Here is a 12,115-nt window from a genome sequence, read left to right as displayed (position 1 = left end):
GGCGGCGGCGGCAGGCCGGCTCAGATGACCAGAATCGCCCGGAAGTCGTTCACGTTGGTCATCGTCGGCCCGGTGACGATCGAGTCGCCGACCGCGCCGAAGAAGCCATGCCCGTCGTTCGCATGTAGTGCATCGCGCGGCACGATGCCCAGCGTGCGCGCCTTGGCCAGCGTGCCCGGCCGCAGCAGCGCGCCGGCGCTCTTGCCCGCGCCGTCGATGCCGTCGGTATCGGCGGCCAGCGCATGCACGCCCTGCACGCCGTTCAGCGCGATGCCGAGCGACAGCAAAAACTCCACATTGCGCCCGCCCTTGCCGGCGCCGCGCACCGTCACCGTGGTTTCGCCGCTGGAGAGCAGCACGCAGGGCTTCACCACCGGCTGGCCGTAGCGCACCACTTGCAGCGCGATGCCGGCCATCGCCTTGCCGACTTCGCGCGCCTCGCCCTCGATGCTGTCGCCGAGGATCACCGGCGTGACGCCGGCGGCGCGCGCCAAGTCGGCGGCGGCTTCGAGCGAGGTTTGCGGCCTCGCGATGATGTGGGTCTCGATCTGCGGCAGACGCGGATCGCCGGGCTTGATGCTTTCGCCGCGGCCGGTCTCCAGCACCTTCCACACCGGCTGCGGCAGCCGGATGCCGTAGCGCTTGACGATGCCGATCGCGTCGGCGCAGGTGGTCGGATCGGGCACCGTCGGACCGGAGGCGATGTCGATCGGATCGTCGCCGGGCACGTCGGAGATGAGCAGGTTGATGACCTTGGCCGGCGCGCAGGCCAGCGCCAGCCGGCCGCCCTTGAGCGCCGACAGATGGCGCCGCACGCAGTTCATCTCCGAAATGCTCGCGCCCGAGGCCAGCAGCGCGCGACTCAGTTCCTGCTTGTGCTTGAGCGTGATGCCTTCGAGCGGCGCGGTCAGCAGCGCCGAGCCGCCGCCCGAAATCAGGCACAGCACCACGTCGTCGGGCGTGAGATTGCTGACCAGCTTGAGCATGCGTTGCGCGGCTTCGCGGCCGGCATCGTCAGGCACCGGATGGCCGGCCTCGACCACGTCGATGCGGTCGCAGGGCTGGGCATAGCCGTAGCGCGTGATGACCAGACCCTCGACCTCGCCGGGCCAGTTTTCTTCGACCGCCTTGGCCATCGAGGCGGCGGCCTTGCCGGCGCCGATGACGATGAAGCGGCCCTTGGGCAGCTCGGTCGGCAGATAGGGCGGCAGGCAGCGCGACGGCTGGGCGGCGTTGATCGCCATGTCGAGCATGGCGCGCAACAGGTCGGTGGGCTTGACCGGCTGGTTGGGAAAGGCGCCGATGGGACGCGAGGCACGCACGGCATTGAGGCGCTTCATGCGCAGGAACATTCTGGACATCCGGGGTCAACGCGGTCGGAAACGAGACAGAAAACGGCCTTCAGCAGCCCGGCGGGCTGCGCAGGAAGTCGATAGCACGCTGCTTGCCATCCAACGTCAGCGTCGAGACGGCCGGCGCCGCCGAGGCGACGATCTGGCCGCGCCGCACCACGGCAAGCCGGGTCGCGCGCAGCCGGATCGCCTCGACGGCGTCGCGCGCTTGCAGCAGCACGAAGTCGGCATGGCAGCCGGGCGCGAGACCGTAGCCGTCGAGCCCGAGGATGCGGGCCGGATTCTGCGTCACGGCGGCGAAGCAGGCACGCATCGCGTCCTGCGACGTCATTTGCGCAACGTGCAGGCCCATCTGCGCCACCTCCAGCATGTCGCCCGAGCCGAGCGAGTACCACGGGTCCATCACGCAGTCGTGGCCGAAGGCGACGGTGACGCCGGCGGCCATCAGCTCGGGCACGCGGGTCATGCCGCGCCGTTTTGGATAGCTGTCTTGGCGGCCTTGCAGCGTGATGTTGATGAGCGGATTGGCGACCGCGTTCACGCCCGATTCGGCGATCAGCGGGATCAGCTTGCTCGCGTAGTAGTTGTCCATCGAATGCATGGACGTGAGATGCGAGCCGGTCACGCGGCCGTGCAGCCCGAGCCGCTGGGTGTGGAAGGCCAGCGTCTCGATGTGGCGTGACAGCGGATCGTCGGACTCGTCGCAATGCATGTCGACGCGCAGGCCGCGCGCCGCCGCCAGCTCGCACAGCAGCCGGACCGATTCGGCGCCGTCGGCCATCGTGCGTTCGAAATGCGGAATGCCGCCGACCACGTCCACGCCGAGGTCGAGCGCCTGTTCGAGCAGTTGCAGCGCGCTGAGCTTGCAGCCCGGGTCGTCGCGCGCCGGCGAATAGCGCAGCACGCCGTCCTGCGGAAAGGCGACCAGTTGCAGATCGAGCCAGGGCGCGACGCGCTTCTTCACGTCGAGCAGGGCGCGCACTGCCAGCAGGCGCGGATCGCAGACATCGACATGGGTGCGGATCGCGAGCAGGCCGCGCGCGATGGCCCAGTCGCAATAGGCGAGCGCCCGTTCGGCGATGGCTTCCTCGGTGAGCACCGGCTTGAGTTCGCCCCACAGCGCAATGCCTTCGAGCAGGGTGCCGCTCGCATTCACGCGCGGCAGGCCGTAGGAGAGCGTCGCGTCCATGTGGAAATGGGCGTCGACGAAGGGCGGCGTGACGAGCAGGCCGGCGGCGTCGATGACCCGGGCCGCCTGCGCCTGGATGGCTGGCGCCACGTCGACGATGCGGCCGTCGGCGACTGCGATGTCGATGCCGGTCCGGCCGTCGGGCAGCGTGGCGCCGGTGACGAGGAGATCGAGCATCACTTGGTGCCGAACAGCCGGTCCCCCGCATCGCCCAGCCCGGGCCGGATATAGCCGTGCTCATCGAGCTGGCGGTCGACATGCGCGGTGAAGATCGGCACGTCCGGATGCGCGCGGCTCAGCGCCGTGAGCCCTTCGGGGCAGGTGAGCAGGCAGACGAACTTGATGCTGCGCGGGCTTTCTTCCTTGAGCCGGTCGATGGCGGCGATGGCCGAGTTGCCGGTGGCCAGCATCGGGTCGAGCACGATGGCGTCGCGCGATTCCATCTCGCCGGGCATCTTGAAGTAGTACTCGACCGCGCCCAGCGTCTTGGGGTCGCGGTACAGGCCGATGTGGCCGATGCGCGCACCCGGAATGACATTGAGCATGCCGTCGAGGATGCCGGTGCCGGCGCGCAGGATCGACACCAGCACCGTCTTCTTGCCGTCGATCACGCGCGATTTCATCGGCTCCAGCGGCGTCTCGATGTCGATTTCCTGCATCGGCATGTCGCGCACCACTTCATAGGCCATCAGCGTGCTCAGCTCGTTGAGCAGGCGGCGGAAGCTGTTGGTGCTGGCGTCCTTGCGGCGCATGAGGGTGAGCTTGTGCTGCACCAGCGGATGGTCGATGACGGTGACGTTGGGCGGGAGTTCGAAGCTCATCGTTGGGGCGCTCGGGAGTCGTTGTTGGGTTGCGGTGGTTCAGAACACGGTGCCGTCGCTCACCACCTTCATCGGCGGATCGCCGCCGCGCAGCTTGCCGGCAAGCACGCGGCCGGCGGCCCAGCTGCCGCCTTCGAGGATGGCGGCGAGCGGCATCTCGGGCTTGCCGAGCTTGGCGCGTACCCGGTCGGCGAGCGGGTCCATCAGCGCGATGGTCAGCGCGCGCCATTCGATGACGACGGTGTCGCCGGGCGTCCAGGCCTTGTCGGTGACCTGGCGCGTGAGCGGCACGATCACGCCGCTGTCGATCAGCAGGCCGCCGTTGCGGTACTCGGCCAGCGCGGTCAGCTCGTCGATGCCGATCACCTGTACGCCGGCGCGCAGGATCGGCTCCAGCAGCGAATAGCTCAGCCATTGCGACAGCTTGTGGATCGGCACCCAGCCGGCGCCGAGACCGCTGCCACCCGCGAGCGGATGGCGCCAGCAATCGCCGAGCGGCTGGTCGGCCAGCTTCTGGTGCGACGGCCAGATCGGCGCCAGACCGTCGAGCAGCAGCCCGAGCACATCGCGCGCGCGCACCGGCGCCTGACCCGATTGCGCGAGCAGCGCATCGAACAGATTGCCCGGCCGCGCCGGCTTGCCGAACAGCTCGGGCCGCGCGGCAATCGTCTTGCCGAGCCGACGCAGCAGCAGCGCGCGGCCGTCCACGCCGACCAGCGGATTGGCCTCGCTGGCCTGGAACAGCGCGCCGAGCTTGCTGGCGTCGAGCCGTTGCAGCGCCTCGGCATCCACGCGCAGCGGATCGCCGGCGGTGGCCGAGAAGGCGCCGCTCATGAAGGCGTGAAAGCTCGCCACGCCCAGCCCCTCGGAGCGGTTGAAGCTGGCCGAATGCCCGTCGGCGCGCGACTCGACCCAGCGCCATTGCGGCCCGGCGCCGGCATCGAGCAGCACGCTGACCAGCGCCAGATCGATGGCGGCGCGGGCGCGCGCGGCGGCGAATTCGGGCGAATCGAGCGTGCCGCCAGCCTTGGCGAATCGGGTTGCAAACGCCGCGTCGAAGGCCGCCTCGCGGTCGACGCCGCCGGCGCCAAAGTGCCGCCAGCGGCTGTGATACGGCACGTCGAGCGCCGGATAGCTGGCGCGCGTGACCTCGGCCACCACGTCGGCGGCCGCGTCGAGCCGGCTTTCGTCCACGCGGAAGAACTCGGAGCGGCCAGCCTGCACCGCCTTGAGGATGTTGTTGCAGCGCGCCCGGATCGTCGCTGGCGCGCGCAGCTCCTCGACCGCGCGGTCCAGCGCAGCGAGGCCGGCCGGCATGTGCTGCTGCTGCGCTGCATGCTGGCTGTGGGCAAGTTCATGGCTCATGACAGCTCCCGTCCCTTGATGGCGGCGAGCGCTTCGCCCTCGATCACGCGGCCGTCGGTGAAATAGCCGGCGGCCATCTTGGCTTCGATCTCGACCTTGGCATCGGCCGGCACCAGCTCGTCGGGGATGGGCACGCGCGCGCCGATCTCGATGCCGCTGCCGACCAGCGCGTCGAACTTCATGTTGCTCATCGAGACCAGCCGGTGAATCTTGCGCACGCCGAGCCAGTGCAGCACATCGGGCATCAGCTCCTGAAAGCGCATGTCCTGCACGCCGGCCACGCATTCGGTGCGCAAAAAGTACTTGTCGGCGCTGTCGCCGCCGACCTGCCGCTTGCGCGCGTTGTAGACGAGGAACTTGGTGACCTCGCCGAGCGCGCGGCCTTCCTTGCGGCTGTAGACGATCAGGCCCACGCCGCCCAGTCCGCCGGCTTCCACGCTCTGGGCACCGCGAATGCATTCCTCGATGGCATGGGTGAGATAGGGCCGGCAGGTGCAGATGTCGGAGCCGAACACGTCCGAGCCATTGCACTCGTCATGCACGCGCGCGGTCAGCGGCACCTCGGGATTGGCCAGGTCGCGCGGGTTGCCGAGGATGTAGACGGTCTGTCCACCGATCGGCGGCAGAAACACCTCCAGATCGCTGCGCGTGACCAGCTCGGGATACATGCCGCCGGTCTCCTCGAACAGGATGCGGCGCAGCTCGGTCTCGGTGCAGCCAAAGCGCTGGGCCACGCCGGGCAGCCACCAGACCGGCTCGATCGCCGCCTTGGTGACCACCGCCGAGCCGTTGGCCAGCAGCAGCTTGCCGTCGGGCTTGAGGCGGCCGGCGGCGATGGCCTCGCGCATCTCGGGCAGCTCGATGTGCGCCTGCGTCACCGCGATGGTCGGGCGGATGTCGATGCCGGCCGCGATCTGCTCTGTGAACACGTCGGCAACCCCCGCTCCCCACGGGTCGAGCGACACGATGCGGCCCGGCTCGCTCCATTGCGGATAGGGGCCGATGCGGTCGGTCGGCGCGGTATTGGTCAGGTCGGCGCGGTGCGTGGGATCGAGCGCGCCGGCGGCCACGGCAAGCGCGCGGTACACGCTGTACGAGCCGCTGTGGGTGCCGATGACATTGCGCTGGGCCCGGTTGAGCGTGGTGCCGACGATGGGCCCGCGCTGCTGGGCGTCGGGCGCATCCCAGTGGATTTCGGGCGAGGTGCGCGGACCGCGTCCGGGATGGGAGGTGAGGCGGATGTGACGGGGCGGATGCTTGGTCATGGGCCTGCTTGTGCTGAGGGTGAGTCATGCAAAGCAGGAAGTTAGCCCGAGCCGCCCCCGGCTGGCGACCGCGCCGGCGTGAGGGTTTCACGCCAGTGCGGTCGCGCGGCTTACTTGACCAGCAGCGCGGCGAGCGCCTTGCCGGCCTTGGTCTTGAACTCGGCGGCATCGAGCGTGCCGTCGTTGTCGGGATCGGCGGCCTTGAAGCGCGCCTCGACCAGCGCGAGGTATTCGGCTTCGTCGAGCGTGCCGTCGTTGTCGGCATTCACGGCCTTGAGCTCGGCCGGCGTGACCTTGGCCGGCTTGAGTTCCTTGGCGTCGAGCGTGCCGTCGTTGTCGGGATTGAGCGCGGCGAAGCGGGCCTTGGCGGCGGTCTGGGCCTCGGCGAGGCTGACGGTGCCGTCGTTGTCCGGATCGAGCGCCTTGAGCAGCGCCGACGGCGCGGCATGGGCGAGGGTGGCGACACCGGCCAGGGTCAGGCCGGCGACGACGCGGCGCAGCGGAAGGAAATGCGGCATGTGGGTTCTCCTGTGAGGGTTTGCACCCGAACCATGCCGCAATGCGCGCCGCGCCGAAAAGCCTGTTGCAAGCGCGCTTGCGCTCGCTGCGCCGCCGTTGCCTGCCGGCAACGGGCTGCACTCGTTCAGCGCATGCGCGTCTCCAGCCAGCTGCGGATCGACCAGATCTCGTCGCGCGCCAGCACGCCGTCCCAGGCCGGCATGTGCTCGACGCCGACGCGCGTCTTGCCGCGCAGCACCGAGCCGAGGAAGTAGGCGTCGTTGTCGCGCCGGCACAGCTCGCGCAGCGGGCCGGGCTCGATGCGGCGGCAATAGGCATCGAGCCGGCGCAGATCGGGGCCGCCGGCCGGAAAGGCCACGGCATCGGCGCCATGACAGCGCGCGCAATTGGCGTTGAACAGCGCCTGACCGGCCTCGATGGCGGCCGGCTGGCCGCGCAGCGGATTGCCCGGTATGTCGTCGCGCGCGAGCGCGGGCAGGGCGCCGCCGGCCAGCGCCAGCAGCAGCGCAATGCGGATGCGCAGGCGATCAGTCATGCGGGCAGCCCTCGCAGTCTTCGGTAAACGCATCGGGAAAGATGGTGAAGCGCAGCCGCGCCCCCGTCAGCCGGGCCCGCGCCAGATTGGCCGCGTTGAACTTGGCCTCCTGCAAATCGGTATCGCGCAGGTCGGCGCCGACGAACCAGGCGTAATGCGCGCGCACCGCCTCCAGATTGGCGGCATGCAGATCGGCGCCGGTGAAGTCGGCGCGAAAGGCGCGCGCCAGCTCCAGATTGGCGCCGGCCAGCCGCGCGCCACGCAGCGAGGTGCCCGACAGATTGGCGCCTTCGAGCCGCGCCGCCGTCAGGTCGGCACCGTCGAGATTGGCGCCGGCCAGGTTGGCAAAGCGCAGATCGGCGCGCACCAGCCGCGCGCCGCTCAGGTCGGCGCCGGCCAGGTCGAGCGCCGACAGATCGGCATGGCGCAGATCGGCGCCGGCGCACTGGGCATGCGGCCACAGATGGCAGTCGCCGATCACGACCAGCGGCCGGGCCTCGGCTTCGGGCGCCGGCCGGGTCTGAGCGCCGGCGGCCGCGGCCGTCAGCGCGAGCAGCCCGGCCGCCCGCGCAAGCAGGGCGGTTGCGTTCACCGGCTCGCCGCGTCCTTCGGCAGCTTGAAGACCCAGTACGAGCCGCCCTGCTGCAACTGCTTGGTCAGCGCCGCCATGTCGCCGCCCCACAGCGGCACCGCGCCGCCATAGCCCGAGTGGATGCCGACGTACTGCTCGCCGTCTTGTTCCCAGGTGATCGGCGCGGCGACGATGCCGGCGCCGGTCTGGAACTTCCACAGCTCCTTGCCCGTCCTGGCGTCGAGCGCCTTGACGAAGCCATCGCCGGTGCCGGTGAACACCAGCCCGCCGGCCGTGGTGAGCGTGCCCGACCACATCGGGAACTTCTCCTTCACCTTCCACGCCACCTTGCCGGTGACCGGGTCGAGTGCCTCGATCACGCCGACGTGGTCCTCGAACAGCTTCTTGATGCGGAAGCCCTGGCCCAGATAGGCCGAGCCGGCCTTGTAGGTGAGGTTCTCGGTCCAGTAGTCCTCGGCCCACTCGTTGCCGGCGATGTAGAACAGGCCGGTGTCGGGGCTGTAGGACATCGGATTCCAGTTCTTGGCGCCCAGGAAGGGCGGCGACACGAACTTGGCCTCGCCCTTTTCGGCGCCGTCCTTGGGCAGCGGCGGGCGCAGCGAGTCGGCGCCGTCGGGCTCGATCGGCTTGCCGGTCTTCAGGTCGAAGCCCTTGGCCCAGTTGATGCCGTCGACGAAGGGGTAGGCGGCGATCAGCGCCGTCGGCTTGTTGGGATAGCCCGAGCCATCGGCCAGCTTGCTGCGGTCGGTGACAAAGAAGAAGCCGTTGCGGTCGGCATGCGCGCCGGCCTTCACCTGCCTGCCGGTCTTCGGATCCTTGTATTCGAACAGGATGATTTCGTTGTTGCCCGAGAAGTCCCAGGCGTCGTTGGGCGTGTGCTGATAGAAGCCCTTCAGCTCGCCGGTGCCGGCATCCACATAGGCCTGGCCCGAGGTGAACAGGCTTTCCCAGTTGCGCGGATCGTCGCCGGGCTTGGTCCGCTTCCAGCCGTTCCACGGCGCCGGATTGCCGGCGCCGATCACCACCATGTTGTTCTCGATGTCGAACGATGCCGACTGCCAGGGCGCGCCGCCGCCGTGGCTCCAGGCCTCGACCTTGCCGGTCGGCGAGCTGGCATCGTCGGGCCAGGACGGCGCCTTGGGGTTGCCCGTGGGCGTGCTGTCCTTGCCGTTGAGCCGGCCGATGTGGCCCTCGACGAAGGGCCGCATCCAGACCTCGTCGCCGGTGTCCGGGTCGCGCGCATACAGCCGGCCGACCACGCCGAATTCGTCGCCCGAGCTGCCGTGGATGAGCAGCACGCGGCCGGTGGTCCTGTCCTTCACCAGCGTCGGCGCGCCGGTCATGGTGTAGCCGATCTTGTGGTCCTCGAACTTCTCCTTCCAGACCACCTTCCCGGTGTCCTTGTCGAGCGCGACGATGCCGGCATCGAGCGTGCCGAAGAACACCTTGTTGCCGTAGATGGCCGGACCGCGGTTCACCACGTCGCAGCAGGGCCGGATGTCGTCGGGCAGGCGGTGCTCGTATTCCCACTTCTTCTGGCCGGTGCGCGCGTCGAGCGCATAGAAGCGCGAGTAGGACGCGGTCACGTAGACCGTGCCGTCGTGGACGATGGCCTGGCCTTCCTGGCCGCGCTGCTTTTCGCCGCCGAAGCTGAAGCTCCAGGCCGGCACCAGGTTCTTCACCGTGGCCGGATTGAGCTTCTTGAGCGGGCTGTAGCGCTGGGCCTTCACGCCGAGGCCGTACTGGAGCACGTCGCCGGTGCTGGACTGGTCGTTGGCGATGTCGTCCCAGGTCACCGGCTTGCCGGCGGCCGAGGCGCCGGCGGCGAGGCCGAGGGCAATGGCGGCCGCGAGGCCACGAAGCGCAAAGCCGGCAATGCGGCGCGGTTGCGAGGTCATGAATTGTCTCCGTCTCGAATCGTTGTTGCACCGGTGCAGTGAATTGGCGGTGTCGATTCAATATAGAAAACCCATGCGCCGGCGCTGCCGGGAGCCTGGCCCGACAAAGGCGGGCATTTATCCCGGCTCGCGCGCAATGCTCCGGCCGACAATTGCCTCAGGTCTGGCATCGGCCGATTGGCCAATTCGCTGTTGCAGAATTGCGCAGTGCCGATGCCCGCCAATCCAGTCTTGCGCAATCGCGCTTCATCGGCGGCTTCGGCTGCCGATTTTTTTGCCTGTTTGCCTGGGACGAACGATCGGGAAAATCTCCCGGAATTCGCGGGAAACATTCCCGGGAATTGTTGCCGGAGCCGCTTGTCGCGCGAAAGTCGGGAAATTTTCCCGGCCGATTTCAGTGAATGCACCGATGCGCAATCGCAATCGGTCGACATTCGCAATTGCGCAGCGGCAATTCGAATTGGCAATGCCGCCCGGTCGGCACATGGCTTGCCCTTGTCGGACTTTCGTTTCGATGGGGGACAGCCGTGGGGGATTTGCGCAGACGATTGACCTGGCATCTGGCCGGGTTTCATGCGGCGCTGATCGCCGTGGTGCTGGCGGTGTCGGCGCTGAACCTGCGCGCCGACGCGGCCGAGGAAGTGCGGGCCGCCGACCAGCTGGCGGCGCTGCTGGCGGCGGCGGCGGCGGTCGAGCGGCATGACGGTGCCGCCGAGCGCGCGACGCTGGCCGCCGTGCTGGCCGAGGCCCGGCCGCGCCATCTGGCGCTGCGGCTGCTGCCGGCCGACGCCGCCGTCGAGCCCGGCGCGCATCGGCTGCCGGCCGGCCGCCAGATGCTGCTGCTCAGTCCCGACGACAGCGGCGAGCGCGACGAAAAGCGCCGCGATGCGCTGCGGCTGCTGTTGCCGCTGCTGGCCGTGTCGCTGGCCACGGTGCTGGCGGCGCGGCTGGCCGTGGGCCGGGCGCTGCTGCCGGTGCGCGGTCTGGTCGACGGGCTGGCGCGGCTGGAACGCGGCGAGCGCGCGGCAGTGCTGCCGCAGTTCGCGCTGCCCGAATTCGCGCAGGTGGCGGCGGCGGTCGACCGGCTCGCCGCGCATCTCGACCGGGCGCGCGCGGCCGAGCGCCAGCTGGCGCGCCGGCTCATCGCCAGCCAGGAGGAGGAGCGCCGGGCGCTGGCGCGCGAGCTGCACGACGAATTCGGCCAGTCGCTTACCGCCATCGGGCTGGCGGCGGGCTTTGTCGCGCGCCATCCGGCCGCCGGGCCGCTGCGCATGACCGAATGCGCGCAGGAAATCGGCGCCGAGCTCCGGCGCATCCACGGTCATCTGCGCAGCCTGCTGACCAGCCTGCGGCCGCACGGACTCGAAGGCGTGGCGCTCGGCGATGCGCTGGCCGAGCTGCTCGACGGCTATGCGCGGCGCGGACTGGCGCTCGAGCGCCGGCTGCCGGCGCAATTGCCGCCGCTCGATGCGCCGGCGGCGCTGGCGCTGTTCCGGCTGGTGCAGGAGGCGCTGACCAATGTGCTGCGCCATGCCGACGCGACGCGGGCCAGCGTGCGGCTCGCGCTGGTCGACGGCGGCATCGAGATCGAGGTGGCCGACGACGGCAGCGGCAGTGCCGCGCGCCTGCTGGCCGCACCCGGCTGCGGCCTGACCGGCATGCGCGAGCGACTGGCGATGGCTGGCGGCCGGCTCACGCTGCTCGATGCCGCGCCGCGTGGCGTGCGGGTGATCGGCTGGCTGCCGCTGGAGCGCGCGCCGCGCTGCGCCAGCGCTGGCGCAGCGGCCGCCGCCGGAGCCGCAGCATGATCCGGCTGCTGCTCGTCGACGACCATGCGGTGGTGCGCGCCGGCTACCGCCGCCTGCTCGATGCCGAAGCCTGGTGCCATGTCGTGGCCGAAGCCGCCGACGCCGACGCCGCCTATGCCCGTCTGCTCGACAGCGCGCCCGATGTCGCCGTGGTCGATCTGTCGCTGCGCGGCGGCAGCGGCCTCGACGCCATCCGCCGCATGCTCGCGCGCCAGCCCGATCTCAAGGTGATGGTGCTGTCGATGCATGAGAGCGCCGGCCATGTGCGCCAGGCCATGCGCGCCGGCGCGCTCGGCTACATGAGCAAGCGCAGCGAGCCCGACGCCATCTTCGAGGCCATCCGTGGCGTGGCGCTCGGCCGCCGCATGCTCGCGCCCGACATCGCCCGGCTGCTGGCCGAGGCCGCGCTCGACGGCGACGGTCTGGCCGAACGGCTGACGCCGCGCGAATTCGATGTGCTGCGGCTGCTGGCGCGCGGCGAGGCCACGGCCGGCGTGGCGGCGCTGCTGCATCTGAGCCCCAAGACCGTGGTCAACCATTTGTCGGCGGTGCGGCAAAAGCTGGGCGCGCAGAGCGACCTGCACCTGTTCCGCATTGCGGCCGGTTACGGGCTGGTGGACTTGCCTGCCGAGAGCTAGGAAAAAAATGTGGCGCGACGGCAGGCCCGAGGTGCAGACCCGACCGCCACGCCGCGCGGACGGCCTTGTGAGCCGGAGCCGCTTCCAGTGGAGACAGATGGAAGAAAACGGTGGCGCCCGCCGGACGGCAGGC

12 protein-coding genes are annotated in these 12,115 nt (G+C 69.9%); 2 read left to right on the top strand and 10 right to left on the bottom strand.

Annotation, left to right across the window (positions count from 1 at the left end):
• Nucleotides 1-20 precede the first annotated feature (20 nt).
• From B9P64_RS10605 to B9P64_RS24360, 10 genes are all read right to left on the bottom strand, one after another.
• A complete protein-coding gene (locus B9P64_RS10605) occupies nt 21-1,253 on the bottom strand; it encodes a glycerate kinase type-2 family protein (protein WP_235839973.1) in 1,233 nt (410 codons plus the stop codon).
• A 148-nt stretch (nt 1,254-1,401) separates the two neighbouring features.
• Nucleotides 1,402-2,718 carry an amidohydrolase family protein gene (locus tag B9P64_RS10600; RefSeq protein WP_085316209.1) on the bottom strand — a complete coding sequence of 439 codons (1,317 nt, stop codon included), beginning with the start codon at nt 2,716-2,718 and terminating at the stop codon, nt 1,402-1,404.
• Entirely contained in the window at nt 2,718-3,362 is a 645-nt protein-coding gene (upp, locus tag B9P64_RS10595) for a uracil phosphoribosyltransferase (RefSeq protein ID WP_085316208.1), read from the bottom strand. Before upp ends, B9P64_RS10600 begins: the two co-directional genes overlap by 1 nt.
• Before the next feature lie 39 nt (nt 3,363-3,401).
• Nucleotides 3,402-4,727, bottom strand: a complete 1,326-nt coding sequence (locus tag B9P64_RS10590) for a DUF1688 family protein (RefSeq protein ID WP_235839959.1) — start codon at nt 4,725-4,727, stop codon at nt 3,402-3,404.
• Complete coding sequence (locus B9P64_RS10585) at nt 4,724-5,992, bottom strand: GTP cyclohydrolase II (protein WP_085316207.1); 1,269 nt, start codon at nt 5,990-5,992, stop codon at nt 4,724-4,726. The genes B9P64_RS10590 and B9P64_RS10585 overlap by 4 nt, the downstream gene beginning before the upstream one ends.
• Nucleotides 5,993-6,102: 110 nt before the next feature.
• Nucleotides 6,103-6,510 (bottom strand): EF-hand domain-containing protein, encoded by a 408-nt coding sequence (locus B9P64_RS10580; protein ID WP_085316206.1) that lies wholly within the window; start codon nt 6,508-6,510, stop codon nt 6,103-6,105.
• Between the two features lie 125 nt (nt 6,511-6,635).
• A complete protein-coding gene (locus B9P64_RS10575) occupies nt 6,636-7,046 on the bottom strand; it encodes a c-type cytochrome (RefSeq protein ID WP_085316205.1) in 411 nt (136 codons plus the stop codon).
• A complete protein-coding gene (locus tag B9P64_RS10570) occupies nt 7,039-7,638 on the bottom strand; it encodes a pentapeptide repeat-containing protein (protein ID WP_085316204.1) in 600 nt (199 codons plus the stop codon). Before B9P64_RS10570 ends, B9P64_RS10575 begins: the two co-directional genes overlap by 8 nt.
• On the bottom strand, nt 7,635-9,536 hold the full coding sequence (locus B9P64_RS10565) for a methanol/ethanol family PQQ-dependent dehydrogenase (protein WP_085316203.1): 1,902 nt from the start codon (nt 9,534-9,536) through the stop codon (nt 7,635-7,637). Before B9P64_RS10565 ends, B9P64_RS10570 begins: the two co-directional genes overlap by 4 nt.
• Nucleotides 9,533-10,111, bottom strand: coding sequence for a hypothetical protein (locus B9P64_RS24360; RefSeq protein ID WP_139826260.1), 579 nt, complete (start codon nt 10,109-10,111; stop codon nt 9,533-9,535). The genes B9P64_RS10565 and B9P64_RS24360 overlap by 4 nt, the downstream gene beginning before the upstream one ends.
• Here B9P64_RS24360 and B9P64_RS10560 point away from each other — a divergent pair.
• Together B9P64_RS10560 and B9P64_RS10555 are read left to right on the top strand one after the other, a co-directional pair.
• Nucleotides 10,085-11,344: a sensor histidine kinase gene (locus B9P64_RS10560; RefSeq protein WP_085316202.1), complete on the top strand. Its 1,260-nt coding sequence runs from the start codon at nt 10,085-10,087 to the stop codon at nt 11,342-11,344. The two genes, B9P64_RS24360 and B9P64_RS10560, sit on opposite strands and share 27 nt — an antisense overlap.
• Nucleotides 11,341-11,982 (top strand): response regulator, encoded by a 642-nt coding sequence (locus B9P64_RS10555; protein WP_176256795.1) that lies wholly within the window; start codon nt 11,341-11,343, stop codon nt 11,980-11,982. Before B9P64_RS10560 ends, B9P64_RS10555 begins: the two co-directional genes overlap by 4 nt.
• The last annotated feature ends 133 nt before the right edge of the window (nt 11,983-12,115 follow it).

The organism is Derxia lacustris (assembly GCF_002105195.1).
In the GTDB taxonomy this organism is placed as follows: Bacteria; Pseudomonadota; Gammaproteobacteria; order Burkholderiales; family Burkholderiaceae_E; genus Derxia; species Derxia lacustris.
This window is presented reverse-complemented; position numbering and strand designations above follow the sequence as displayed.